The sequence below is a fragment of the Sphingomonas sp. genome (assembly GCF_030145815.1).
GTDB lineage: Bacteria > Pseudomonadota > Alphaproteobacteria > Sphingomonadales > Sphingomonadaceae > Sphingomonas.
On record NZ_JAIXHL010000002.1, the window covers coordinates 1 to 24,934 of the forward strand.

29 protein-coding genes are annotated in these 24,934 nt (G+C 67.2%); 7 read left to right on the plus strand and 22 right to left on the minus strand.

Translation table 11 applies throughout. The features are described 5' to 3' along the window. Positions 1-146 precede the first annotated feature (146 nt). The 5 genes from efp to KYX69_RS01600 form a co-directional block, all read right to left on the minus strand. Positions 147-710 carry an elongation factor P gene (gene efp, locus KYX69_RS01580; RefSeq protein WP_300492876.1) on the minus strand — a complete coding sequence of 188 codons (564 nt, stop codon included), beginning with the start codon at positions 708-710 and terminating at the stop codon, positions 147-149. Positions 711-846: 136 nt separating this feature from the next. Further along, positions 847-2,289: an efflux transporter outer membrane subunit gene (locus KYX69_RS01585; protein WP_300492878.1), complete on the minus strand. Its 1,443-nt coding sequence runs from the start codon at positions 2,287-2,289 to the stop codon at positions 847-849. Beyond that, positions 2,286-3,263 carry an efflux RND transporter periplasmic adaptor subunit gene (locus KYX69_RS01590; protein ID WP_300492881.1) on the minus strand — a complete coding sequence of 326 codons (978 nt, stop codon included), beginning with the start codon at positions 3,261-3,263 and terminating at the stop codon, positions 2,286-2,288. The genes KYX69_RS01585 and KYX69_RS01590 overlap by 4 nt, the downstream gene beginning before the upstream one ends. Next, entirely contained in the window at positions 3,263-3,982 is a 720-nt protein-coding gene (locus KYX69_RS01595) for an ABC transporter ATP-binding protein (protein ID WP_300492884.1), read from the minus strand. Before KYX69_RS01595 ends, KYX69_RS01590 begins: the two co-directional genes overlap by 1 nt. Beyond that, complete coding sequence (locus tag KYX69_RS01600; RefSeq protein ID WP_300492886.1) at positions 3,979-5,115, minus strand: ABC transporter permease; 1,137 nt, start codon at positions 5,113-5,115, stop codon at positions 3,979-3,981. The genes KYX69_RS01595 and KYX69_RS01600 overlap by 4 nt, the downstream gene beginning before the upstream one ends. 127 nt (positions 5,116-5,242) lie before the next feature. Here KYX69_RS01600 and KYX69_RS01605 point away from each other — a divergent pair, with 127 nt between their 5' ends. Then, the gene (locus KYX69_RS01605; protein WP_300492888.1) at positions 5,243-5,833 is read left to right on the plus strand and encodes a TetR/AcrR family transcriptional regulator; all 591 of its coding nucleotides are present in this window, start codon (positions 5,243-5,245) and stop codon (positions 5,831-5,833) included. A gap of 34 nt (positions 5,834-5,867) precedes the next feature. On the opposite strand, the gene KYX69_RS01610 is transcribed toward KYX69_RS01605, so the two are convergent. The 10 genes from KYX69_RS01610 to tkt form a co-directional block, all read right to left on the minus strand. Beyond that, positions 5,868-6,464 carry a murein hydrolase activator EnvC gene (locus KYX69_RS01610; RefSeq protein WP_300492891.1) on the minus strand — a complete coding sequence of 199 codons (597 nt, stop codon included), beginning with the start codon at positions 6,462-6,464 and terminating at the stop codon, positions 5,868-5,870. Next, positions 6,461-7,489: a L,D-transpeptidase family protein gene (locus KYX69_RS01615; RefSeq protein WP_300492893.1), complete on the minus strand. Its 1,029-nt coding sequence runs from the start codon at positions 7,487-7,489 to the stop codon at positions 6,461-6,463. The genes KYX69_RS01610 and KYX69_RS01615 overlap by 4 nt, the downstream gene beginning before the upstream one ends. Before the next feature lie 55 nt (positions 7,490-7,544). After that, the gene (locus KYX69_RS01620; protein ID WP_300492894.1) at positions 7,545-7,952 is read right to left on the minus strand and encodes a low affinity iron permease family protein; all 408 of its coding nucleotides are present in this window, start codon (positions 7,950-7,952) and stop codon (positions 7,545-7,547) included. An 18-nt stretch (positions 7,953-7,970) separates the two neighbouring features. Further along, positions 7,971-8,660 (minus strand): thiamine phosphate synthase, encoded by a 690-nt coding sequence (thiE, locus tag KYX69_RS01625; protein WP_300492897.1) that lies wholly within the window; start codon positions 8,658-8,660, stop codon positions 7,971-7,973. A gap of 40 nt (positions 8,661-8,700) precedes the next feature. Then, positions 8,701-9,747, minus strand: a complete 1,047-nt coding sequence (locus KYX69_RS01630) for a hypothetical protein (RefSeq protein ID WP_300492900.1) — start codon at positions 9,745-9,747, stop codon at positions 8,701-8,703. A 67-nt stretch (positions 9,748-9,814) separates the two neighbouring features. Beyond that, a complete protein-coding gene (locus tag KYX69_RS01635) occupies positions 9,815-10,720 on the minus strand; it encodes a fructose bisphosphate aldolase (RefSeq protein WP_300492903.1) in 906 nt (301 codons plus the stop codon). Between the two features lie 101 nt (positions 10,721-10,821). Then, positions 10,822-12,012 (minus strand): phosphoglycerate kinase, encoded by a 1,191-nt coding sequence (gene pgk / locus KYX69_RS01640; protein WP_300492906.1) that lies wholly within the window; start codon positions 12,010-12,012, stop codon positions 10,822-10,824. Then, positions 12,009-12,464: an MOSC domain-containing protein gene (locus tag KYX69_RS01645; RefSeq protein ID WP_300492909.1), complete on the minus strand. Its 456-nt coding sequence runs from the start codon at positions 12,462-12,464 to the stop codon at positions 12,009-12,011. The genes pgk and KYX69_RS01645 overlap by 4 nt, the downstream gene beginning before the upstream one ends. A 383-nt stretch (positions 12,465-12,847) precedes the next feature. Then, complete coding sequence (gene gap, locus KYX69_RS01650) at positions 12,848-13,855, minus strand: type I glyceraldehyde-3-phosphate dehydrogenase (protein WP_300492912.1); 1,008 nt, start codon at positions 13,853-13,855, stop codon at positions 12,848-12,850. 10 nt (positions 13,856-13,865) lie between these two features. Continuing rightward, on the minus strand, positions 13,866-15,830 hold the full coding sequence (tkt, locus tag KYX69_RS01655) for a transketolase (protein WP_300492914.1): 1,965 nt from the start codon (positions 15,828-15,830) through the stop codon (positions 13,866-13,868). A 146-nt stretch (positions 15,831-15,976) separates the two neighbouring features. Between tkt and KYX69_RS01660 the strand changes: the two genes are divergently transcribed. From KYX69_RS01660 to KYX69_RS01675, 4 genes are all read left to right on the plus strand, one after another. Beyond that, entirely contained in the window at positions 15,977-16,162 is a 186-nt protein-coding gene (locus KYX69_RS01660) for a hypothetical protein (protein WP_300492916.1), read from the plus strand. After that, complete coding sequence (locus KYX69_RS01665; RefSeq protein WP_300492918.1) at positions 16,162-16,464, plus strand: cell division protein ZapA; 303 nt, start codon at positions 16,162-16,164, stop codon at positions 16,462-16,464. The genes KYX69_RS01660 and KYX69_RS01665 overlap by 1 nt, the downstream gene beginning before the upstream one ends. A gap of 219 nt (positions 16,465-16,683) precedes the next feature. Further along, positions 16,684-17,238: a 5-formyltetrahydrofolate cyclo-ligase gene (locus tag KYX69_RS01670; protein ID WP_300492921.1), complete on the plus strand. Its 555-nt coding sequence runs from the start codon at positions 16,684-16,686 to the stop codon at positions 17,236-17,238. After that, positions 17,235-17,453 (plus strand): DUF2842 domain-containing protein, encoded by a 219-nt coding sequence (locus KYX69_RS01675; protein WP_300492923.1) that lies wholly within the window; start codon positions 17,235-17,237, stop codon positions 17,451-17,453. The genes KYX69_RS01670 and KYX69_RS01675 overlap by 4 nt, the downstream gene beginning before the upstream one ends. Here KYX69_RS01675 and KYX69_RS01680 read toward each other — a convergent pair. Next, entirely contained in the window at positions 17,450-17,812 is a 363-nt protein-coding gene (locus tag KYX69_RS01680; RefSeq protein WP_300492925.1) for a PRC-barrel domain-containing protein, read from the minus strand. The genes KYX69_RS01675 and KYX69_RS01680 overlap by 4 nt on opposite strands. 89 nt (positions 17,813-17,901) lie before the next feature. Here KYX69_RS01680 and KYX69_RS01685 point away from each other — a divergent pair, with 89 nt between their 5' ends. Beyond that, complete coding sequence (locus KYX69_RS01685; RefSeq protein ID WP_300492928.1) at positions 17,902-19,782, plus strand: M1 family metallopeptidase; 1,881 nt, start codon at positions 17,902-17,904, stop codon at positions 19,780-19,782. Positions 19,783-19,845: 63 nt separating this feature from the next. After that, complete coding sequence (locus tag KYX69_RS01690; protein ID WP_300492931.1) at positions 19,846-21,105, plus strand: EAL domain-containing protein; 1,260 nt, start codon at positions 19,846-19,848, stop codon at positions 21,103-21,105. 151 nt (positions 21,106-21,256) lie between these two features. Here the strand turns inward: KYX69_RS01690 and KYX69_RS01695 are convergent, their stop codons facing one another. Genes KYX69_RS01695 through KYX69_RS01720 form a run of 6 tightly spaced genes read right to left on the minus strand, consistent with a single transcriptional unit; the run spans position 21,257 to position 24,853 of the window. Then, on the minus strand, positions 21,257-21,421 hold the full coding sequence (locus KYX69_RS01695) for a hypothetical protein (protein WP_300492933.1): 165 nt from the start codon (positions 21,419-21,421) through the stop codon (positions 21,257-21,259). 1 nt (position 21,422) lies between these two features. Beyond that, positions 21,423-21,689, minus strand: a complete 267-nt coding sequence (locus tag KYX69_RS01700; RefSeq protein WP_300492936.1) for a hypothetical protein — start codon at positions 21,687-21,689, stop codon at positions 21,423-21,425. Continuing rightward, on the minus strand, positions 21,686-22,027 hold the full coding sequence (locus KYX69_RS01705) for a DUF423 domain-containing protein (RefSeq protein WP_300492939.1): 342 nt from the start codon (positions 22,025-22,027) through the stop codon (positions 21,686-21,688). The genes KYX69_RS01700 and KYX69_RS01705 overlap by 4 nt, the downstream gene beginning before the upstream one ends. Beyond that, entirely contained in the window at positions 22,024-23,844 is a 1,821-nt protein-coding gene (locus KYX69_RS01710) for a monovalent cation:proton antiporter-2 (CPA2) family protein (RefSeq protein WP_300492941.1), read from the minus strand. Before KYX69_RS01710 ends, KYX69_RS01705 begins: the two co-directional genes overlap by 4 nt. Then, the gene (locus tag KYX69_RS01715; RefSeq protein WP_300492944.1) at positions 23,844-24,281 is read right to left on the minus strand and encodes an iron-sulfur cluster assembly scaffold protein; all 438 of its coding nucleotides are present in this window, start codon (positions 24,279-24,281) and stop codon (positions 23,844-23,846) included. Before KYX69_RS01715 ends, KYX69_RS01710 begins: the two co-directional genes overlap by 1 nt. Further along, positions 24,278-24,853 carry a CvpA family protein gene (locus tag KYX69_RS01720; RefSeq protein WP_300492945.1) on the minus strand — a complete coding sequence of 192 codons (576 nt, stop codon included), beginning with the start codon at positions 24,851-24,853 and terminating at the stop codon, positions 24,278-24,280. The genes KYX69_RS01715 and KYX69_RS01720 overlap by 4 nt, the downstream gene beginning before the upstream one ends. Between the last annotated feature and the right edge of the window lie 81 nt (positions 24,854-24,934).

Here is a 24,934-nt window from a genome sequence, read left to right on the forward strand (position 1 = left end):
TGTTGGGGCCGTATGGGTAAAACAAAATTCCCCTATCCCCCTCTCCCCTTCCGGTGTGTGTGTTGGGTGTGGGGCATGAAGGGAGACAGCCCTGGAATGCAGGCCCCTCTCCCCGACCCTCTCCCCTGAAGGGGAGAGGGAGTTCTTTAGTCCGCCCGGCGGACGTAGGTCTGTTCGTACACATCGACGACGATGCGCGTGCCGCTGGCGATGTGCGGCGGGACCATGATGCGGACGCCATTGTCGAGAATCGCGGGCTTGTACGACGACGATGCCGTCTGGCCCTTCACCACCGCGTCGGCCTCGACGATCGTCGCTTCGATCGTGTCGGGCAGCTGGACGCTGATCGCCTCGTCCTCATAGAGTTCCATGACCACGTCCATGCCGTCCTGCAGGAACGCAGCCGCGTCGCCGAGCAGGTCGCGCGGGAGCGTGGTCTGGTCATAGGTTTCCTTGTCCATGAACACGAGCGAGTCGCCTTCAGGGTACAGGAACTGGAAATCCTTGGTGTCGAGACGGATGCGCTCGACCGTCTCGGCCGAGCGGAAGCGGACGTTGTTTTTGCGACCGTCGCGGAGATTCTTCATCTCCACCTGCATATAGGCGCCGCCCTTGCCCGGCTGGGTGTGCTGGATTTTCACCGCGCGCCAGATGCCGTTTTCATATTCGATGATGTTGCCGGGACGGATGTCCACGCCGCTGATCTTCATGGGGATCGCCTACAGTGCTGAGAAAGACAAAGCCGTCGGGGTGTTCCCCAAAGGCCAAACAACGCCGCGGCCATTAGCGAGCTGTGCGCGATCCGGCAAGCGGGGGAGTAACAGTCAACGCTCGGCGCGGTTGACGCTAGGGCGTTCCCCCTAACGCCTGCCACAGCACGACCCGTGCGCGGGCGGCCCGCCCCTCCGCTGCCACCGCGCGCTCGCGGCTGGCGAGTGCCTGCCGCCGTGCCTCGATCAGCGCCGTCAGGTCGGCAAGCCCGGCGCGCTGGCGCTGGGCGATCAGCCGGACGGCGCGGTCGAGAGCGATCAGCTCGCGCCGCGCCGACATTTCCTCGCGGTCCGCCGCCGCGATCACGCCATAGGCCGCCTCGGCCTCGCCCAGCGCCATGTAGACCGCCCCACGATAGGCCTGAAACGCCGCGCGCTTGCCCGCCGCCGCGGCGTCGATATCCGCCGCGATCCGCCCGAAATCGAGCAACGGCGCGGCAAGCGAGGCGCCCAGCGAGCCGACGACCGAGTCACTGTCGAACAGATTGCCCAGGCCGAATGCGAGCAGACCGAGCGACGCATCGAGCCGCAGCGCTGGAAAGCGCCGCCGCGCCGCCGCCGCCAGTTCGGCATCCTGCGCCTCCAGCGTCGCTGCCGCTGCGAGAATATCGGGCCGGTTCTGCAACAAGGTCGCGGGCAGCGCGGGCGGTGCGGGATAGGTGATCGCTGCCGCTGGCGGCGGCAGGTCGGCCGCATCGACAAGCACCGGCTGCGGCGGCATGCGCAGCGCCGCGCGCACACGCTCCGCATCCTGCGCCGTGAGCGTCGTCAGCCGCCCGATCAACCGCGCCTCTTCGCTGGCCAGCGCCGCCAGCCGTGTCCGCGCGGTTTCTGCCAGTGCGCGCGCCTGCACCGGATCGAGGCCGGAAACGAGTCCCGCCCGCGCCCGGCTCCCGGCCAGCGCGCCCAACCGCTCCGCCGCCTCCAGATCCTCGGTCAGCGCGTCGCGGCGCGCCGACAGCGTGCGCCAGTCGATCACGGACGCGGCGATTTCACCCACCAGCGCGATCCGCACCGCTTGTGCCGATGCCGTCGCAGCATCAAGCCGCGCCTGTGCCGCGCGCTGCTGCGCCCGCACGCGTCCGAACAGGTCGATGTCCCATTGCGCGGTCAGGTTGGCGGCATAGCTGGCGCGCTCGGCGGCGATCTCGACACCGGGGGGCAGGCTGGCGCCGAACTGGTCGGGGTTACTGCGCGTGCCGGTCACCGCGCCATTGGCGCCGATGGTCGGCAGCGCCTCCGCCCGCGCCCGCCCGAGCCGCGCGCGCGCCTCGTCAATCCGCGCCAGCGCTTCGCCCAGCGTCGGCGCGCTCGCCAGTGCCTCACGCGACAGCCGCAGGAACCCCGGATCGCTGTTCGGCAACAGGTCCGCAACGGCTCCGCCCGTCTCGGGCGGGATCAGCGCGAAGCGCGCGGGCAGTTCGGGCGCTGGCGTCGCGATCTCGGGCGCAGGCCCCGCCACGCAGCCCGCGAGCGCGGCCGACAAGGCCAGCCCGGCAAGGCGCTTACCTCCGCTCATTTGCCGTCCTTGCGCGCCGGGATGAACGCGTCGACCTGTTGCCCGACGCGGAACCCGCCATTGGTTTCGGGCAGCGCGTAGATCAGCTGAAGCACGCGCACATCGACCCGCTCCTGCGCGCTGTTGGTCAGCGATCGCTTGGGCACGATCAGCGGCTCGGCGCGGACGAAGCGCGCTTCGACCTGCCGCCCCGCAGCGCCGCGCGGCGACACGATTGCGGCGGCACCCAGCGCGACGCGTGGCGCCTGTTCCTCATCGATGTCGATGCGGACATGCAGCGGGTCGGTCGCGCCCATCTGGATAAAGGGCTGGCTGGTCCCGCCCATGGTCGAGACATATTCGCCGGGGCGGATGTTGACGGTCAGGATTTCGCCCGCGATCGGCGCGCGCACGGTCAGCCGCCCGATCTCGGTCCGCGCCGTGCCGGCCCGCGCCTGTGCTGCGGCGAGGCGGGCGCGGACGAGCGCGACGCGCTGCGCGGCGGCGCTGGCCTCACCCTCGACCCGCACGATTTCCGCGCGCGCCACGGCGGCAGGGTCATCGACCGCGCGGTACAAGGCAAGCTGACGCTCCGCCGTCGCTCTCGCGCTCTGCGCCTCCGCAATCGCGGCGCGCGCTTCGCCGATCGCGGCCAGCGCCTCGGTCAGCTGGGCGCGGACCGCGCGGTCGTCGATGGTGAAGAGCGGCTGGCCCGGCACTACGCGGACGCCGGGGCTCACCGCGACGTTCATCACCAGCCCGGACAGCGGCGCGCCGATGTCGATCGTCTCGCTCGACGGCTCGACCACCCCGGCCCCGGCCACGCGTTCGGCATTGGCGAGCGCGGGCGGCGCCTTGGCCGGTTCGCGCTGTGGCGCGCTGGGGCTGCGGTCGGGCAAACCGCCCCAGATGAACAGGGCCGCCAGCACCAGGCTCGCCACCGCGATCAGCGGCAGGATGGTCCGGGCAAAGCTCAGCTGTTTCCAGTCGGGCATCAATGGTCCTCCGGCATCTGCGCGCCGTCATGGGTGATATGGCCATCCTCCAGCCGGAGGATGCGGTCGGCGAGATCGAAGATACGGTTGTCGTGGGTGACGATGATGCAGGCGCGGTCGGGCGCGACCGCCACCTCGCGCAGCAAGTCCATCACGCGCCGACCGGAGCGTGCGTCGAGCGCCGCAGTCGGCTCGTCGCACACCACCAGCCGGGGGCGATGGACCAGCGCGCGGGCAATCGCCACGCGCTGCTGCTGTCCGCCCGACAGCTGGTTGGGCAGTTTGTCGGCTTGATCGGCGATATTGAGCGCGGCGAGCATCTCGACCGCGCGCTCCCGCGCCTGCGCCCGTGGCACCCCTTGCGCGATCAGCGGCACGGCGGCGTTGCTCGCTGCGTCGATCGACGGGATCAGGTTATACTGCTGGAAAATGAAGCCGATGTTGCGCAGCCGGAATGCGACCAACTCCGCGTCCGACAGGCGGTAGATGTCGGTGCCGAACACCGCGACCTCGCCCAGCGTCGGGTAGAGGATGCCGCACATGATCGAAATCAGCGTGGTCTTCCCCGACCCGCTCTCGCCGACCAGATAGGTCAGCTCGCCCGCGCGAATATCGACATCGATGCCGTGCAGCACGGTGATCGCCTGGCTCCCCGCCATGAAATCGCGAGTGACTCCCCGCGTGCGGATCGCGGGCTGGCTGGGGGCGGCTACGCTCACCGGAACACCGCCACCGGTTCGGTCTTGAGCACGCGGCGCAGCGCGACCCAGCCCGTGAGCGCGAGGATCAGCACGACTGCTGCAAGGCTGATCAACGGGATCTGCCAGGGGATGTAAAAGCCCTTGAAGGTCGGGACGGCGGAGAAGCTCCAGATGAACGCAATCGTGCCGAGCACGCCGAGGCCATAGCCGATCAGCCCGACCAACGCCGCCTGCGCCGCGACCATGCGGCGGATCGTGCCATTGGCGACGCCGATCGCCTTCAGCGCGCCGAACTGCTTGATATTGTCGCGGATGAACAGGCTGAAGGTCAGCCCCACGATGGCCACCCCGACGACGAAACCCAGCGCCACGGTGATCCCGAAATTGAGCGGAATGCCGGTATTTTCGACGATGAAGTCGATGCCATCCTGCGCAAACTGGTCCCGGGTGCGGGCGCGCAGGCCCGTCTCGGCCTCGATCCGCGCCACGAGCTGCTGATGATCCACGCCCGGCGCGGCCCCCACCAGCACGAAGGACAGCCGGTTACGCGTCCCGGGCACATAGCGCAGCGCCTGGCTGTATTTGGTGTAGAGCGTGACCTGGCTGGTAAAGCTCGGCACCGCGTCGGCGATGCCGCGGATCACCGCGCGCTGGTCGTTGAGCTCCAGCCGCTCGCCGATCGGGCTGCGGCCATCCTCGAACATATTGGTCGTGCCGACATCGTCGATGATCACCGTATCCGGGCGCGACAGCACGTCGATGCTGCCCTGCGCCATCCGTCGCGGCAGGCCGATCAGCGTCGCGTCATCGACCCCGACGATCGCCACGCCCTCCAGATCGCCCTCCCCGGTGCGCACCGATGCGGTCGCGCGCAGATGCGGCGCGGCCCATTCGACGCCGGGGACCGACCGCACCTTGTCGAGCGCGGTGCTGGGCATCGGATAGGCGACATCGGTGGTGCGGCTGACGCGGTCCATCACCCAGATATCGGCCGACGGCACGTTGAACACCGCACTCGCGCCGCGTTCGAGCAGATTGACGAAAATGGTGAGCTGTTGGGTGATGAGCAGCGTCGAAAAAGCGATGCCGAACACCAACCCATAGAATTTCTGGCCGTCGCCGGTGAGCATGCGGATGGCAATCCAGATCATGCGACACTGCCCCCTGCTTGCGCCACGGCATCGACTCAGGCTATGTTGAACGCTGTCGTTCAAATGAACGGGACCGTTCACTCTGTCAAGCGAAACCCTTACGCGTGCGCAACGCTCGATCGACCCGGTGAAACGCCAGGCGATCCTCGACGCCGCCAGCCGATCCTTTTTCGACCATGGCTTTGCCGCGACCGCGATCGAGCAGGTGGCGGCCGACGCGCATGTTTCCAAGGTCACGATCTATAATCAGTTCGGCGACAAGCGCGGGCTGTTCGCTGCGGCGATCGAACGCGAATGTGAGCGCATGGGCGAGCATTTTGCAATTCCACCGATGCCGGAGCTACCGCTGCGGGCCCGGTTGGAGGCGATCGGAACGGCGATGACGGCCTTTATGTCGCGGCCGGAGATGATCCAGTTCGACCGCCGGATCGCGGCGGAGACCGAAGCCGATCCAGCGATCGGCGCCGCCTTCCTCGAAGCGGGGCCGCGCCAGATGCTACGCGCGTTTACCGCCTTGCTCCGCTCGCTCAACGCAGCCGGGGAGATCGCTGTGGCGGATCCGGAACTGGCGGCGGAACAGTTCGTCGCGATGTGCAAGGGACTCGGCGATCTTGAACGCCGCTTTGGCTGCGCGAACGACCCCGAGCGAAACGCCCGACGCATTTCCGCTGCAGTCGATACTTTTTGCCGGGCGTTTGCCGTCTCCAGCGCCGACTGAACCGGCTTACGTCAGCGCGTTTGCCCGTGTCACGTCACCGTCGAACAAGCAGCGGATAGGGGTCGATCGGCGTCCCCTGATGCCAGCGCTCGCCGGGTGCCATCCGCGACACCCCGAAATGAAGGTGGTAGTTGCCCATCCCGGCATTGCCGGTGTCGCCGACATAGCCGAGGACGTCGCCGGCCCGGAGGCTCCTGCCCTCCGCAATTCCCGGAGCATAGCCGGCAAGATGGGCATAATAGTAGATCCACCCGCCGTCCGCCGAGCGCTGATAGAGGGTGATCCCACCGCCGCCGTTGGAATAGAACAGCTTTTCCACCCGCCCATCCGCCGCCGCAATCACCGGCGTGTTGGCGGGAGCCATGATGTCGAGCCCCTGATGCGCCCGCGTGCCGCCACCACGCGCCTCCCCCCAATTGCTGCGCAGCCTATCCGCACGCACGCCCTGAACGGGGACGATCAGGCCCGGCGCATCCACCAACGCGACCTGAGGTGGGGCCGGCACGGGAAAGGACGCGGGCTGAGCGTCGGCGGCGCTCGGCTCGACCACGCGGATCGTCGCGGCGAGGAAGGCGATCAGCGCGACCGCGCAACCGCCCATCACCCACAAGACGATCCGCAACCGGCTCATTCCTGAAAGATCACCGGCGTTCCCGGCGACACCATCAGCGCCAGCCGCGCCGCGTCCCAATTGGTCAGGCGGATACAGCCATGGCTCTCGCTCCGCCCGATCAGATGCGGCTCGGGCGTGCCATGGATGCCGTAATGCTCTTTGCTGAGGTCGATCCACACCACCCCGACGGGACTGTTCGGACCGGGCGGGAGCAACGCGTCGGGCTTCTTATCGCTGACGTCCCAGAACAGCTTGGGATTATAGTGAAACTCGGGGTTGGTCGCGACGCCGTTGATCTTCCAGCTGCCGATCGGCAGCGGATCGCGCTTGCTCCCGGTGGTTACGTTGAACTGAGCGGCGAGCAGCCCCTTGGCGTCGAATACGCGCAGCACGCTGTCCGACTTGTCGACGACGACGCGCGCCGCCTTGGGCTGCACCGCATTGACGTTGAGGTCGGTCAGCGTGCGCCGCCACTCGGGCTTGATATCGGCGGGATAATCGCTCGACGCGGGAATCGCGTTCGGCACCTCGACCGGCACACCCGCCGCCAGCCGCGTGTCGGCGCTGTTGAGTTCGATCAGTACCTGCGGCGTCGTGTGAAACATCTCCGCCAGTTTTTCGAGCGCGCTGCGATAGCCCATCGTCTTGAGCTTCGCCTGCGCCTGCGGATCGCGTGGCCACGGGCGGACGTACGGTCCGGCGAGCATCTCGGGGGTGAGACGCACGATCCGCGTCGGGCGGATCGCGCGATGCGGGTGCAGCGCCTGCAACGTCCGTGCGTCGGTCTTACCGGTGACCGGGATCTGGCGCGTGATCTGAAACGCCTTGAGCGCCGCGGTCAGCCCCTGCCCCTCACGCCCGTCGAGCGGACCGGGCGGAAAGCCGAGCTGGTCGAGGATCGCCTGAACATGCAGGATGTCGCGGCTTAGCGCTGGCTTGGCCGGCGCCGCTTTCTGCGTGGCCCCGTTCTGCGCCTGCACCGCCACCGCGCCACCCGACGCAATCGCAACCGCCGCGATCAATCCTGCAACACCCTTACGCACACGCACTCTCCGTCTCGTTACAGCGGGATAACGAGACAACACCGGCGCGGTTGCATCAATAGCGGTTGCGCAGCCGATCGACCGTCGCGGCGGGATGCGCTTCGGTATCCACGCTGCACTCTAACTCGATCCGGGCGCGGATGGCCTCGATCTCGGTGTCGCTGCGATGTTCGATGCCGATGAACTCGTTCCGCGCCCCCTCGACCGCGCGGATCAATTCGTCGAGCTTGGCCTGCAGCGCCGCCGCGTCGCGATTCTGCGAATTCTGGATCAGGAACACCATCAGGAAGGTGACGATGGTGGTCGATGTGTTCACGATCAGCTGCCACGTGTCCGAAAAGCCGAATACCGGCCCAGTCAGCCCCCAGCCGATAATCAGCAGCACCGCGACGATGAACGCCACCGGCTGCCCCGCCAGCGCGGCGATGCGACCGGCAACGATCGTGAACATCCGGTCGAGCATCTGCCTGTCCCCCTATGATCAGCGCGCCGCGTTCAGCACGGCGTCGAACGCGCGCACCGCCGCCGCCTCGTCCCCGTTCCACACCGCGCCCGACACCGCGATGAAGTCGGCTCCCGCACTAACCAGAGGAGCCGCGTTGTCGGGCGTGATCCCGCCGATCGCGACGCATGGAATCTCGAACACCGTCGTCCACCAGGACAGGATCGCCGGGTCAGGGCGGTGCGTCGTCGGCTTGGTCGTGGTCTGGTAGAAGGCACCAAACGCGACATAATCCGCGCCAGCCTCACCCGCCTCCATCGCCAGATGGCGGCTGTCATGACAGGTCACGCCGATCTGCGCTGCCGGGCCAAGCACGCTGCGCGCCTCCCGCGGGTCGCCATCGCCCTGCCCCAGATGCACGCCATCCGCGCCGAGGCGCTTGGCGAGGCTGACGCTGTCATTGACGATGAACGCGACCTCGCGGTCGGCACAGATGCGCAGCAACGGGTCCGCCAGCCGCGCCGCTTCGTGCTGGTCGACATCCTTGACGCGGAACTGGAACGCCGCGACCGGGCCGGCATCGAGCGCGCGGGCCAGCCGGTCGGGGAAGTCGCCATCCACGTCGAGCGGCGAAATCAGATAGAGCTGGCAGGGCGGCCGTTTGTCGTCGCGCTTGAACTGGGCGGCGAATTCGGGGCCAAGCGGCGGGAGGTCGTCATCATCGATCATGTCGCGCTGATAGGCCGCGATGCGCCGGACGGGAAGCCCGTCAGCGCGTCCCCGCCATCACCTCTGCCTGGCGCGTGTGGACGGCATCCAGCTCAACCCGCGTCGCGCGCAATGCCAGCATCACCGTGTTGAGGTGATCCAGCGTGAGCGGCGCCTGGCTGGCGCGCCTGGCGGCGGTGCGAAGTGCAGCGCTGTAGCGCCCAGCGATCGCGAAACTGTCGCGGTACATGCCCATCGCAGAGTGCGACTTGGTAAGGATTGCCTTGGCGCTCCGCCCTTCAGCGTCGGCGCCGGTCTCCAGCGTCAGCGCCATCAACTTGGCCTGGCCGGTCTCGACCGAGGCGTTCCCGGTGGCGATCACCTTGTCCATATCATCGGCAATGCGCAGCATGTCAGCGGCAAACACCGGATCGCGCCGGCGTAGAGATACATGCTCGGTCGCAGTCATCAGGCGCGATGCCGAGCGGAAAAAGAGCTGTTCGAACTTCATCGCTTCGCGACCGGGATCGTCCGCCTCCAGCGTCGCCATCCATACGCCAGCCAAGGTTTCCTGCGCTCGAAACAGCGTCTTGGCCGACCCGACCATTTGCGTCATCGCCGTCTCTGCCGCCTTCATATCCTTGCGGGCCAGCGCCCTGAGCACCGGGGGAAAGGAATCGAGCACCGCGTCGAGCTGATCCAGCGTCCGCGCCATTTCCGCTTTCACTGCCGCCGGCTGAATCTCTGGCGCCAATTCAAGCGTCGGGAAGTCGGGACTGGGCAGTACCGCCAGCTTTTGGCGGGCGTCGGCGATGGCGCGCTTGGCCTTGGTGAGCACCGGCAGGAAGCGGGCTTCGGCGGCAACGAAATTGCCCCCCCGGGTCGCAGCCTGCCATTCGGGGCTCAGGGTGCGGACTTCGTTCATCGCCGGGGTCACGGCGCGGTCGAGTGCCAACACCCATTCGCCATAAGCGACGAATTCGCGGTGCGCGGTTTCGGCCTCCCCGGCGGCCGCCACCTTGGCATCGCCGCGGTCTGCCGCAACCGCGCCGCCGAGCGGCACCGAGACGAGGCACAGCCCCGCCGCCCATAGCTTCAACACGTTCAAATTGCCCCCGAATCGCAAGTTTCGGGGGCAGAGTGTTGCCTTGGCCGCCAAAGGTCGAGCGGAAACGTCAGGCGGTGGCCATCGCCTTGGTCGTCGATGCCGCATGGATCGCGTCGATCGCCTCGCCCAGCGCACCGTCGAATTCGTCGGCGGTCATACCGTGGCGCAAGTCTTCGAGCAGCGCGCGGCTGAAGCTCGCGATCATGCCGCGGTTCTTGGCGAGTTCGGCGCAAGCCTCGGGGCGCTTGAAGCCGCCGGACAGGGCGACGACGCGGAGCACCTTGGGGTGGTCGACCAGCGGGTCGAACAGGCCGGGGGTCGCGGGGATCGACAGCTTGAGCATCACCTGCTGCCCCGCGGGCAGGGCGTCGAGCGCCTTCAGAATCTCGTCGCGCAGGATCGCGTCGGCTTCGGCACGCTCGGGCGACTTGATGTTCACCTCAGGCTCGATGATCGGCATCATGCCATGGCTGAGCACCTGGGCGCCAATTTCGAACTGCTGCTTCACCAACGCCGCAATCCCCTCGGCATTGGCGAGGTTGACCACCGAGCGCTCCTTGGTGCCGAAGACGCCGAGCGCCTTGGCCTTCACCAGCAGCGCGTCGAGATCGGGCATCGGCTTCATCAGCTGGACGCCATTTTCCTCGGCTTCCAGCCCCTTGTCGATCTTGATGAAGGGGACGACGCCGCGCTCGATCAGCGCCGCCGGGGTCGGCTTGCCATCGACCAGCCCGTCCATCGTGCGTTCGAACAGGATCGCGCCGATCACCTTGTCGCCGCTGAAGCACGGCGAGGTGATGATGCGGCTGCGCATGGCGTGGATCAGGCCGAACATCTCCTCTTCGGTCGACCAGGCATCGTCCGACACGCCATAGCCGGCCAGCGCCTTGGGCGTCGAACCGCCCGACTGGTCGAGCGCGGCGATGAAGCCGTTACCCTCGGCGATCTTGGCGGTCATTTCGGCGGTGTTCATCGCTGGCATCCCTGTTCCGACACTTTGTTGCGCGGCCTATTGCAGCGCGGCAACGCGCTGAAAAGCCTGACAACGATAGCCAACCGGTCGAAAAAATGCCGTCAGCGCGTCAGCGCGGCGACGCCGGGCAGTTCCTTGCCCTCCATCCATTCGAGGAACGCGCCGCCGGCGGTGGAGACGAAGGTCATGTCGCCCGCAACCCCGGCCTGGTTGAGCGCGGCGACGGTGTCCCCGCCCCCGGCGACCGACACCAGCGACCCTTCCTTGGTCAGCGCGGCGACGGTGTGGGCGAGTGCCATGGTCGCGGTGTCGAACGGCTTGGTTTCGAACGCGCCGAGCGGGCCATTCCAGACGAGCGTGCGGCAATTCTTGAGCACGTCCGCCAGCGCCTCGCTCGCCGCCGGGCCGATGTCGAGGATCATCTCGTCGGCGGCGACTTCATGGACGTTGCAGGTGCGCAAGCTGGGCGGATTGGCGGCGAATTCCTTCGAAACCACGACGTCATAGGGCAGATGGATGGTGCAGTTCGCCTTGTCCGCCGCGTCGAAGATTTCTTCGGCGGTGCCGGTCAGCTCATGCTCGCACAGCGACTTGCCGACATCGACGCCGCGCGCGGCGAGGAAGGTGTTGGCCATGCCGCCGCCGATGATGAGGTGATCGACCTTACCGACCATTGCCTTGAGCACATCGAGCTTGGTCGAGACCTTGGCCCCGCCGACCACTGCGGCGACGGGATGGTCAGGATTGCCCAGCGCCTTGTCGAGCGCGTCGAGTTCGGCCTCCATCTGGCGACCGGCGAAGGCGGGCAAACGGTGCGCCAGCCCCTCGGTCGAGGCATGGGCGCGGTGTGCGGCGGAGAAGGCGTCGTTGACGTAAAGGTCACCCAGCGCGGCGAAGCGATCGATCGTCGCGGGGTCGTTCTTCTCCTCACCACCGAAGAAGCGGGTGTTTTCGAGCAGGGCGATGTCGCCTGGCTGAAGCGTCGCGGTGGATTCGGCGTCGCCCTCCCAGTCGATGTAGCGCACCTCGCGGCCCAGAACCTGGCTGAACGGGCGGGCGAGCTGCGCGGTCGAGAGTTCGGGGCTCGGCACCTTGGGGCGGCCGAAATGGGCGAGGATCAGGACGATGGCGCCCCGGTCGGCGAGTTCGGCGACGGTCTGCACCGCAGCGCGGAAGCGGTTGTCGTCGGTGACCGCGCCATCGGCCATCGGCACGTTCAGGTCTTCGCGCACCAGCACGCGCTTGCCGGTGATGTCGCCCATATCGTCGAGGGTCTTGAAGGCTCGGGTCATTCTTCGATCCTGATGCTGTCGCCGACGGCAATGGTGCCGGGCGTGATGACTTTGGTGAGCGCGCCGCCGCGCCAGTCGGGAGTGAGCGCGGCGCGGAGCCCTTCGGCCAGCGCCTCCATCCGCTCACAGGGTTCGGTTTCGCAGGTGATTTCGAGGACGACGTCCGCGCCGATGCGGATTCGGGTGCCGGGGGTCTGGGGCAGGTCGAACCCTTCGACCAGCAGGTTCGCGCGACGCTGTTCCCAGGGGATCGAATGGCCGACCTGCGCCATCGCGGCGTCCCAGTCGTTCGCTTCGATCAGGCTGACCTGACGCTTGTAGGGCTTGCCCTTCATCGCCCCGCGGAAGTCGCCGCCGATCCCGCCTTCGAGGGTGACGGTGGCGTGGTCGATCGTCTCCATCGGCCCCTTGGGGATCGCGTGGCGGGCGATGCCGGCGATGCGCCCGGTCATGCGATTGCTCCGGCTTTTCGGGTAGCGGGATACCCGTTCCGGACAATCCGGACGTTTTTGCGCATGTGTGAGGGCGTGTCCGGCTGGCAGTCGGCGCTGCCAGTTGGGTTCGGAAGGGGGTGACGCTGCGTCATGGTTTGACCCTAACCGAAAGGGGCAGTTGTAGGAAAGCGGGTCGCCCCGCCTTTGAGACGCATCGACACTCGTTTCCAATTCCTCCCCCGGAGGGGGAGGTGGCAGTGCGCAGCACTGACGGAGGGGTAGTTTCGGCAAGCGGCGTCGCCAAGAGTTGAACTACCCCTCCACCAGCTTCGCTGGTCCCCCTCCCCCTCCGGGGGAGGACGATTGGTGCCAGCACCTCCCGCAAGCGGGAGGGGAGCCTGTCAGCCCAGCTTGGCCATGGTGCTGGCGGTGTCGACCATGCGGTTCGAGAAGCCCCATTCATTGTCGTACCAGCTGACCACGCGGACGAGCTTGCCGTCGATGACGGCGGTTTCGAGGCTGTCGATGGTCGACGATGCCGGGTTATGGACGATGTCGATCGAAACCAGCGGCTCATCGCTGAATGCGAGCACGCCGACCAGCGGGCCGCTCTCGGCTGCCGCCTTGAGGATCGCGTTGACCTCTTCCTTGGTGGTGTCGCGCTTCGGCGTGAAGGTCAGGTCGATCAGCGAGCCGTCCGGCACGGGGACGCGCACCGACGACCCGTCGAGCTTGCCCTTGAGCTCGGGCAGCACCTCACCCACCGCACGGGCAGCGCCGGTGGTGGTCGGGATCATGCTCATCGCCGCAGCGCGGGCGCGGCGCATGTCCGAGTGGATCTGGTCGAGGATCTTCTGATCGTTGGTATAGGCGTGGATCGTGGTCATCAGGCCACGCTCGATCCCGATGCTGTCGTTCAGGACCTTGGCGACCGGGGCGAGGCAGTTGGTGGTGCACGATGCGTTCGAGACGATCGTGTGGCCAGCCTCAAGCTTGTCGTGGTTGACGCCATAAACGACGGTCAGGTCGACATTCTTGCCGGGTGCCGAGATCAGCACCTTCTTTGCGCCGGCATCGATATGCTTCTGCGCGCTTTCACGGTCGGTGAAGAAGCCGGTGCATTCGAGGACGAGGTCGACGCCGTTGGCAGCGTGCGGCAGGTTCGCGGGATCGCGCTCCTTGGTCACCTTGATCCGCTTGCCGTCGATAATCAGGTCATCGCCATCCGCCGACACGGTGCCGGGATAGCGGCCATGGACGCTGTCGCGGCTGAACAGCCATGCGTTCGACTTGGCATCGGCCAGGTCGTTGATCGTGACCAGTTCCAGACCGCTATCGGGGCGCTCCAGGATGGCGCGCGCCACCAGGCGTCCGATGCGTCCGAATCCGTTGATCGCAACCTTCGTCATTTGTCTCTCCTTAAGCGGCAAGCCGTGCAATAATCTGTGGGGCGATCGCGTCGGCGGTCAGCCCGAAATGCTTGTACAGGTCTTCGGCCGGACCCGATGCGCCGAAGCCGTCGATGCCGAAGTTGAGGCCGTCGAGGCCGGTGTAACGCTGCCACCCGAAGGTGCTTCCTGCCTCGATCGACACGATCAGCGCGTCGGCGGGCAGGATGTCGGCGCGATAGGCCGCGGGCTGGGCGTCGAACGCCTCGGTGCAGGGCATGGACACGACATCGGCACCGATGCCCTGTGCTTCAAGGGCGGTACGGATATCGGCGGCGATTTCGACCTCCGAACCGGTGGCGAGCAGCACGACCTTGCGCGCGGCCTGCGCCGACTGGAGGCGATAGCCACCCTTGGCGATGTCGGCGACCTGGGTTTCGCCGACCAGCGGGCGGAGATTCTGGCGGGTCAGCACCAGCATCGACGGGCCGTCGGCGGTGCGCAGCGACAGATCCCATGCCGCCGCCGTCTCGACCGCATCGCACGGACGCCACACGTTGAGGTTGGGCATCGCGCGCAGGCTCGGCAGATGCTCGATCGGCTGATGCGTCGGGCCGTCTTCGCCCAGGCCGATGCTGTCATGCGTCATCACATGGACGACGCGCGCACGCTGCAGCGCCGAGAGGCGGATCGCGCCACGGGCATAGTCCGAGAAGACGAGGAAGGTGCCGCCATAGGGGATGATGCCGCCATGCAGCGCCATGCCGTTCATCGCCGCGGCCATGCCGAATTCGCGGATGCCGTAATAGACATAGCGGCCGGCATAGTTTTCGGCGGTGAGCGGGCCGGTCGCCTTGGTCTTGGTGTTGTTCGAGCCAGTGAGGTCGGCCGAGCCGCCGATCAGTTCGGGCAGATTCTCGGTCAGCGGCTCGAGTGCCATTTCGCTCGACTTGCGGGTTGCGACCTTGGGCGGGTTGGCGAGCAGGTCGGCGATATAGCTATCGAGGTTGAAGGCGGGCAGGTCGCCGGCCATGCGGCGCTCGAATTCGGCGCGGTCGGTGTGCGCGGCGAGGCGTGCCTTCCAGTCGGCATGGGGGGCGGCGGCGCGCTTGCCCGCGTCGAGCCAGGCGGCGCGGATGTCGGCGGGAATTTCGAACGCGGCGTGGTTCCAGCCGAGCGTTTCGCGGGCAGCGGTGACTTCGTCTGCGCCGAGCGGCGAGCCGTGGACCTTGCTCGTCCCGCCCTTGTTCGGGGCGCCCTTGCCGATCACGGTCTTGCAGCGGACCAGCGACGGGCGCGGATCGGCGATGGCGGCGTCGAACGCGGCGGCGATGCTGGCGGGATCATGCCCGTCGCAGGCGACGACGTGCCAGCCGGTCGCTTCGTAGCGGGCGGGGATATTCTCGCTCGACGACAGCGACACCTTGCCGTCGATGGTGATGTCATTGTCGTCCCACAGCACGATCAGGCGACCGAGCTTGAGGTGGCCGGCAAGGCCGATCGCTTCGTGGTTGATGCCCTCCATCAGGCAGCCGTCGCCCGCGATCACCCAGGTGCGGTGGTCGACGATGCTGTCATCGAACACGGCGTTGAGGTGCCGTTCGGCGAGCGCCATGCCGACCGCCATGGCGAGACCCTGACCCAGCGGGCCGGTGGTGCATTCGATGCCGGGCAGCTCGAAATTCTCGGGGTGACCAGCGCAGGGGCTGCCAACCTTGCGGAAGTTGCGGATGTCGTCGAGCGTCGGGCGGGCATAGCCGGTCAGGTGCAGCAGCGAATAGATCAGCATCGATCCATGGCCCGCCGACAGCACGAAACGGTCGCGGTCGGCCCATTTGGGGTCGGCGGGATCGTACTTCAGATAATCGCTGAACAACACGGTCGCGACATCGGCCATGCCCATCGGCATGCCCGGATGGCCCGAATTGGCGGCTTCGACTGCGTCCATCGACAGGGCGCGAATGGCATTGGCGCGGTCGGCGAATGAAATGGTCACGGCATATCCCCTTTCGGGCCTGCGCGCGGTGCGTTGAGTCTCGCCACGGCCCGGCGAATCGAAGTTGGCGTGCCAATGGGGCGCGCGGGCGCAGTCGTCAACCGCGCGGGGTTGCGGCTTGGGTAAAGCCTCCCTATCCACCCGGCATGGCGGATGCGGAACCCTCCGCGCTCGATCGGATCGAGCGCGCGCTTACGCGGATCGAAGCTGCGGCTGCGCGCCGGGCGTTCGACGCCGAACGGCTGGAACATCGGCACGCGGTGCTGCGCGGCAAGGTCGAGCAGGCGATCGCCGCGCTCGACGCTTTGATCGCGCAGGAGGGCGAGGACTGATGGGTCAGGTCACGCTCACCATCGCCGGACGCAGCCATGCAATCGCCTGCCGCGATGGCGAGGAGCTGCATCTCGAACGGCTCGGTGCCTTGCTGGAGAAGCATGCCGAAACCGCGGTGCGCGCGTCCGGGGGCCTCAGCGGCGAGCGGACGATGCTGTTCCTGGCGCTGATCCTGGCCGACCAGCTGGATGAAGCGGAGCGCAATCCGCCCGGCGGCGTGTCGCCGGTGCTGCTCGACAATCTGGCGGACCGGCTGGAGGCGGTGGCCTTGGCACTTGAGGAACCCGCGCCGAACGCCTAAATCGGTGGTGGCGGGTACTGCCCGGTGCGAGCTTTAGCGATTATCCCTGAGGCGATTCATCATCCATGGGGGCTGTCCCTGCTCAGACCCTGGTCTGTGGCACATGGTCCCCACCTGACGTAAACGGCGTCAGAGGATATTCAAGCACACGGCCCATGGTGGTCCCGCCAACGGATTTAGTCAGCGAGGCCGCGGCTTCGCATAGTGCGAAGCGCAAATATGGCTGACGACAAACGGACCCTGCGCGCCCGGATGCGCGCGCTGCGCGACGAGTTCGCGATGACCATCGGGGGTGTGATCGAGCCGCCCCCTGCCCTGCTCGCGCGGTTCGGGCCGGGGATTACCGTTTCATCTTACATCCCCGTCGGGAGCGAGGCCGATCCGACCGCGATTGCCTGGACCGCGCGGGAGGCGGGGTGCCGGATCGTGCTGCCGCATGTCACCAGCCGCGAGTCGCCGGTGCGCTTCTTTGCGTGGGAGCCGGAGCATGCGCTGGTCGATGGGCCGCTCGGCCTGCGCCAGCCGGACGACAGCGGCGTCGAGTGCGATCCCGATATCGTGCTGACCCCCTTGCTCGCGTTCGATGCGGCGATGAACCGGCTGGGCCAGGGTGCTGGGCATTATGACCGGGTGTTCGAGCGGCTGCCCGATGCGTGGCGGATTGGCATCGCCTGGTCGGTGCAGCAGGTCGAGGCGCTGGCCACCGACAGTTGGGACATGCCGTTGCACGGCGTCGTCACCGAGGCCGCCGCATATGGCGAGGCCGCAGCGTGACCCCGAGCTGGCGCAAGCCCGCCGGGGCGTTCGCGATCGTCGCGCTGATCATCATCTGGTGCGTCGCGGTGGCGAGCCTGTCGCGCATCGTCGGCGAATGGCCGGTCCTCATCCAGCTGGTCTTCTACGTCTTCACGGGGATCGTATGGATCCTGCCGCTGAAGCCGCTGCTGCTGTGGATGGAGACCGGCCGCTGGCGCGTGCCGAAGGACTAGAGCGCGGGGACGCCGTAATAGGCGTAGACCTCTTCGCCATAAGCGCGGTCATAGGTCGGTTCGTCACCCTCGCGATCGTAGTTCGGCGCGTTTTCGAGCTTTTCGCGGCTGAGCGACACGACATAGCCGTCCTTGTCGGTGTCATAGGTCAGCGCCTGCCATGGCACCGGATAGTGGCGGTGGCCAATGCCCAGAATGCCGCCGAACGCCATCACGGCATATTCGGCGCGGCCCGAGACCTTGTCGACCATGAAGCGCTCGACATGGCCGAGCTTTTCGCCGCTGGCGTCATAGACGCTGGTGCCTTCGACCCGGTCGGAAGCGATCAGGCGGTTGGGGCTGTCGATGGTGGTGTGCATCGGGTCTCTCCTCGATTTTGCTGGATATTGCCTCAACGCATCAGGACCGCGCTTGTGCCCAACCCGCTGAAATCGTAGCAGTTGCTACCATGCGTATCCTGACCCTCGCAGCCCTGCTGCTCGCCTCCGCCGCCCCCGCGCTCGCCCACGCCCAGACTGCCAAGGTGGCGCCCGTCCTGACCACGCCCGAGGCGAAGGACGTGTGGACCTATGCCCGCCCGGCCGAGGCGCGGGTGACGCATGTCGACCTCGAGCTGAAGGTCGACTTCGACAGCAAGACGATCGGCGGCGTGGCCACGCTCGACGTGCTGGCGGCGAAGGGGGCGAAAGAGATCGTGCTCGACACGCTCGACCTCGAGATCGCGGTGGTCAGCGACGAACGCGGCGTGAAGCTGGCGCACAAGGTCGGGCCGAGCGATCCGCAGCTCGGCGCGCCGCTGACGATCGAACTGAACGGGGCGAAGCGCATCCGCATCGTCTATCGCTCAAAACCCGGTGCCCGCGCGCTGCAATGGCTGACCCCGGCGCAGACGCAGAGCAAGACCCTGCCCTTCCTGTTCAGCCAGGGGCAGGCGATCAACAACCGCAGCTGGATCCCGACGCAGGACAGCCCCGGCATTCGCCAGACCTGGGCCGCGACGGTGACGGTGCCCGAGGGCTTCGTGCCGGTGATGAGCGCGCAGATGATCGACGGCGCGACCGGCACGCCCGCGCCGCAGGGACGCCGCACGTTCCGCTTCAAGATGGACAATCCGGTCCCGCCCTATCTGATCGCGATCGCGATCGGCGACCTCAAGTTCAAGGAAATCGGGCCGCGCAGTGGCGTATGGGCCGAGGCGGGGATGATCGACGCCGCTGTGTCGGAATTTGCCGATGTCGAGAAGATGATCGACGCGGCGCAGGCACTCTACGGTCCCTATCGCTGGGGCCGCTACGACATGCTCGTCCTGCCGCCGTCCTTCCCCTATGGCGGGATGGAGAACCCCAACCTCACCTTCTTCACCCCGACGATCATCACCGGCGACCGGTCGAACACCGATGTGCTGGCGCATGAGCTGGCGCATAGCTGGTCGGGCAATCTGGTCACCAACGCGACCTGGGCCGATGGCTGGTTGAACGAAGGGTTCACGACCTATTTCGAAAACCGGATCATGGAGGCGCTATACGGCAAGGAGCGCGCGGCGATCTATTCCGACCTGGATTATGCCGGGATGCTCCGCGACGTGAAGAATGCCGGCGGCGATAGCGCGCCGTCCACGCGGCTGCATGGTGAGCCGGGCGACAGCGCGGGGCAACTGGATTATCTGAAGGGCAGCACCTTCCTGCGCACGATCGAATACGCGGTCGGGCGCAAGCGGTTCGATACCTATCTGCGCGGCTATTTCGACCGCCACGCCTTCCAGCCGCAGACCAGCGCGGGATTCCTGGCGGATATCCGCACGCACCTGATCAAGGGCGACAAGGCGCTGGAGGCCAAGCTGCAGCTCGACCGCTGGGTGTATCAGCCGGGTGTGCCGTCGAACGCGGTGCAGGTGAAGTCGGATACGCTGGCGAAGGTCGATGCGCAGCTGGCGGCGTTCAATGCGGGCGGGCCGGCATCGGCGATCGACACGGCGGGATGGCAGACCCAGCAGTGGCAGCGGTTGCTGGGTGGCCTGCCCCGCCAGCAGAGCGCGGCGCGGCTGGCCGAGCTGGACGCGGCGCTCAAGCTGACCGGATCGAAGAACGCCTATGTCCAGTCCGCATGGTTCGATCTGGCGATTGCCAACCGCTATGAACCGGTGACCCCGGCGCTGGAGGAGTATCTGACGCGCGTCGGCCGCAACCTGCTGGTCACGCCGCTCTATCGCGGGCTGAAGGCACAGGGCGATTGGGGGACGCCGATTGCCGAGCGCATCTTTGCGAAGGCCAAGCCGGGGTATCATCCCGTAACGGTCGGCGCAGTGAAGCGGATTTTGGAGGCGCGCTGACCGAATCTTCACACTCCACCCTGTAGAATTACGCATGTGATGGTTCGACGGGGTGGAGGCGAGATGACGGTGGACGGCGAAACGCTGGGCGCGACGGCGCTGCGCGAGATCATTTCCTCCGCGAGTAGCAATGGCAGTTCGGACGCGATTATCGCCCGCGCGTTGCAGGCGGTGCGCGCGCATCTGGGCCTGCAGGTCGCCTATGTTTCCGAATTCGTCGGGAATGATTCGGTGTTTCGCGTGGTGGACGCGCCGGGGCTGGAGCACCTCGCCAAGGCGGGCGATGTCCATTCGCTCGACGATGTCTATTGCCGCCACATCCTGGCCGGGCGGCTGCCCGAGCTGATCCCCGATACTGCCGCCGAACCGATTGCCGCTGGCATGCCGATCACGGCGGCGGTGCCGATCGGCGCGCATGTCAGCGTGCCGATCCGCCTGTCGGACGGGCGGACCTATGGCATGTTCTGCTGCCTTGGTCCCTTTGCGAGTCCCACGCTGAACCCGCGCGACCTGGGCATGATGCGCGCCTTTGCCGACTTGGCCGCGTTCGAGATCGAGCGCGATCTGGGCAATCGTGAAGAAGCGGCCGCATCGCGCAGCGCGATCGAGCAGGTGATGGCCGAAGGGCTGATGGACATTCACTATCAGCCGATCTTCAGCCTCTCCCAAGGGCGGCCAGCGGGCTATGAAGCGCTGGCACGGATCACGGTCGAACCGTATCGCTCGCCGGACAAATGGTTCACCCAGGCGGCGTTGGTCGGCATGGGCGAGGCGTTCGAGCTGTTCGCGATCGACCGCGCGCTGCAGGGGCTGTCGCAGCTTCCTGACCATGCCTATCTGTCGGTCAATGCCAGCCCCGCGACGGCGATGTCGTCCGATCTGCTCCCGATCCTGCGCCGGGCGCCGCTGGACCGCGTGGTGCTGGAAGTCACCGAGCATGACCGGGTTTCGGATGTGTGCACGCTGCTCGACCGGCTTGCGCCGCTGCGCGCCGATGGGCTCAAGATCGCGGTCGACGACGCGGGGTCCGGCTATAGCGGGCTGCAACAGATCATCCAGATGCGCCCCGATCTGGTGAAGCTCGACCGCTTCCTGATCGAGGATATCCAGCATGATCCGGGCCGCCGCGCGCTGGCCGCCGGGCTCATGATGTTCGCTCGCGATACCGGCAGCCGGTTGATCGCCGAAGGGGTCGAGCGTGAGGATGAACTGGCGGTGCTGCGTGCGCTGGGGATCGACCTGATCCAGGGGTATCTGCTGGGGCGGCCGCAGCCATTGGCGGCGATCCGGGGTGCGGCGGCGGAGTTGCGGGCGGCGGGCTGAACAATCCTCCCCGGAACGGGGAGGTGGCAGCGCGCAGCGCTGACGGAGGGGGCCCGAGGCAACGGAATCCCTTGCCTCGGGCCCCCTCCACCAGCTTCGCTGGTCCCCCTCCCCGTTCCGGGGAGGATTGAGAATCGACGCACCCGTGCCGCTACAGGCTCCGCTTGCCCTTGGTTCGCCCGGTCAGGTGAAAGCCGAAACAGCGGTCGCAGCGATAGGGGCGCAGGGTGATGGTCGCTGCGAGTGCGACGGCCATTGCCTCACCCTCATCCGCGAACCTGCGCTTGCGCCGACAGACGCTCAGCCGCGTGCGCATTCTATTGCAGGCACCCGCCAAAGGTCAGATGTGCCAGAACCTCACTGAGAAAAAGGGCAGGCAACAGGCCGATCAGCGACAGCCCCGCGCCCGCAACGCGTTCAATGGGCGCGCGGAGGAGCACCAATGGCGTCGCGACCCCCGCGCCCAAAGCGAATAGCATGAGATAAACGGTAGGGTGAGGCGAGAGGAAGCCTAGCCAAGGCGCCAGCGTCATCGCGGCACCTGTCAAAGCCGCAACTAGCCATTTCCGGCGGGTATTGGTCACTGCCCGTTGCGACCCAAAGCGTGCCATGCCAGCCACAGCCAGCCGATGATCAGCGCGGTGCCGCCGATCGGGGTGATCGCGCCGAGCCAGCGCGGGGCGCCGAATGCCATGGCGTAGAGCGTGAAGGCAAAGATCGCGGCCCCGGCGACGAACAGCCAGCCCGCGCTGCGTGCGCCCATCTGCACCGCGACCAGCGCGGCGACGACATGGATCAGCTGATAGGTTGCGCCGGTGCGGAGCCACTCCGCCGCCTTGCCCTCCGCCCCATGCGCGCCGAATGCACCGGCGCCGACAGCAATCGCGCCGGACAGCGCGGCGAGGACGACCAGCGCGTTCATCCGCACTCGCTCCCGGTGGCAGGTTTCGGCTCCAGCGGATCGGGCGCGTCGCGCCGGCCGGGGCGCCAGTCGAGGTCGGGGTCGCCGATGATCGCCTCCCGCGCGGCGATCAGGCTGCCGGCTTCGTGCTGGATGCGCAGCCGTTCACGGTCGCGGCGGCGGTAGAGATCTTCGGTGCGCTCGATCTCCTCGATATCGACGCCGACCGCAGCCATCGCCTTGCGCGCCATGACGATTGCGGATTCGAGCACTTCGCGCACCACGCCGGCCGCCGGGGTGGCCTTGAGCTTGAGCAGTGCGCGGCGGTCATAGGCGCGCACGAAGATCGATGCCTGGGGGAAGGATTCGTGGACCGCCTCGACCAGCTCGGGCTCGATCTTATCGCCGTCGAGGCAGAACAGGATCAGCTGCGCCTCGGCCGCGCCCGCCTGACGCAGCATGTCGATGCGGGTGCCGTCGCCATAATAGACCTTCGCCCCGAACTGGCCGGCGATGTCGATCATCTCGATATCGGTGTCGATCAGCGTCACGCCAATGCCCTGCGCATTCAGCATCTGGCCGACCGTCTGGCCGAAGCGGCCATAGCCGACGATCAGCGCGTTCGATCCGTCCGACACCGGCCCTTCGCGCTCACCCTGAGCCTCGACCGCGTCGGCACGGAAGCGCTGGGTGAACATCATCAGGAACGGGGTGGTGGCCATCGACAGGGTGACGACCGCGCTGAACACGCTGACCGCTTCGGGGGCGATCAGCAGGGCGTTTTGTGCCTGCGCGAACAGGACGAAGCCGAACTCGCCGCCCTGGCTGAGTAGCATGCCGAGGCCCAGCGCCTGCCGCCACGGCATGCGGAACGCCATGGCGAGGCCAGTGATGACGATGGTCTTGGTCGCGATCAGCGCTGCGGCCATGCCGAGCACGAAGACCGGACGTTCGGCGATGGCGCTGAGGTCGAGCATCATGCCAACCGAGAGGAAGAACAGGCCAAGCAGGATCGAGCGGAAGGGTTCGATATCCGCCTCCAGCTCGTGCCGGTACGGGCTGTCGGCGAGCATCACGCCCGCGATGAATGCGCCGAGTGCGGTGGACAGGCCGATCGACTGCATCAGCGCGGCGGCACCGACGACGGTGAACAGGCCGGCGAACACGAACAATTCGCGCTCGCCCCAATTGCCGATCAGCTTGAACAGCGGGCGGAGCAGGTAACGGCCGGCCAGCACCAGCCCGGTGATCGCAGCGACGGTGTAGATCGCGAGCAGCCAGCCCGGAGGCCCCTCCGCGTCCGCCGGATTGCGGCTGAGGATTGCGATAATCGTGATCAGGGGGACGATCGAGATGTCCTGGAATAACAGCGTGGAGAAGGCGCGTTCGCCGAACGGAGTGCGCAGGCGGCCGGCGCTTTGCAGCATCGGGAGCACCTGCGCGGTCGAGGACAGAGCGAGCGGGAGGCCGAGCGCGAGTGCGGCGGAGAGCGAGAAATTCGCGCCGAAGCCGATCACGAGGCTGAGTGCGATGCCGCACAGCACGACCTGAAGCAGGCCGAAGCCGAAGATGTCGCGCTTCATCCGCCACAGCCGCGACGGGCTGAGTTCGAGGCCAACGAGGAACAGCAGCAGGGCGATGCCGAATTCGGCGATGCCCATCTTGCTCTCCGCGCCGCCGACCAGACCCAGGACTTGCGGCCCGACCAGCGCGCCAGCGACGAGATAGCCCAGCGTGGCGCCCAGCCCCATGCGGCGGAAGATCAGGACGAACAGCAGCGCGAAGCCGAGCAGCGGGGCGCTTTCGGCGACGAAACTATGCGCGGCACCGTGATCCATCAGGCGGCCTTTTCGGTGCTGGCGTGCGCGGCGGCTTCGGCCACAGCCTCAAACGCGAGGCGGATCGAGGGATGGCGCGCGCTGTGCGGGAGTGCGGGGGTGAAGATGTCGAGGCCGGGCCAGTCGGGCGGCGTGTCGCCCTCCCCCGCCAGCCAGCGGGTCAGTGCGGCGCGGGTGGCGTCGAGTTCGGCGGGGGTGCGACCGATCGCGTGGGCGCCCATCAGTGATGCTGCGGCCTGTCCCAGCGCACAGGCACGGACCTGCATGCCAAGCGCAGCGACGCGGCCCGATCCGTCGAGATCGACATCGACGGTCACGCGACTGCCGCACACGGGTGAGCGTTTCTCGACACTCGCCATCGGGTTGGGCAGGCGCTGATGATGCGGGATGCTGGCGGCGAGCCGCAGGATTTCGGTGTTATAGAGCGGAGCCGTCATGGCTCCGATGTAACCTGCTCCGACCCGTTCGCAAGCGCATCGGCGTCGGTTTCGTTGCCGAATACCGGTTCGCCGCGACGGCGGCGGTCGACAAATTCGGCGATGCTGGCGCTAGTCGCGTTGAGCAGCGGATAGGTACGGCCGGCGGTCATCCATTCGGGACGCTGGGCCGGGCCGCCGCTGACCGTATCGACCGCGAGTGCGACGACAAGGAAGGCGAGGCTGGCGAGGATCAGCCCCTTGATCGCGCCGAAGCCAAGGCCCAGCGCGCGGTCGACAGGACCGAGAAACCCCGAGCGGGTGCGCGACCCGATCGCATTGGCGACGATCCGCCCGCCGAAATAGGCGATGCCGCCGAGCAGCGCGAAGGCAAGCACCGCCGCGCCCTGCACCGTTCCGACCGGTTCGGCCAGCGCGGCGGCGACGGGGGTATGGAGAAAGCGGATCGCAGCGACGACGAGCAGCCACGCCATCAACGACAGCACTTCGGTGACGAAGCCGCGCATCGCGCCGGTGATCGCCGCCGCGCCCACACCCAGTAGCACCAAGATGTCGATTGCCGTCAGTCCCATCGCGCGCCTCCCCGCCCTGCCCGCCTCATAGCCGCGACGCGCGGCTTGTCGAAGCCCCGATTTGTGCGCATGGCCGCTTCG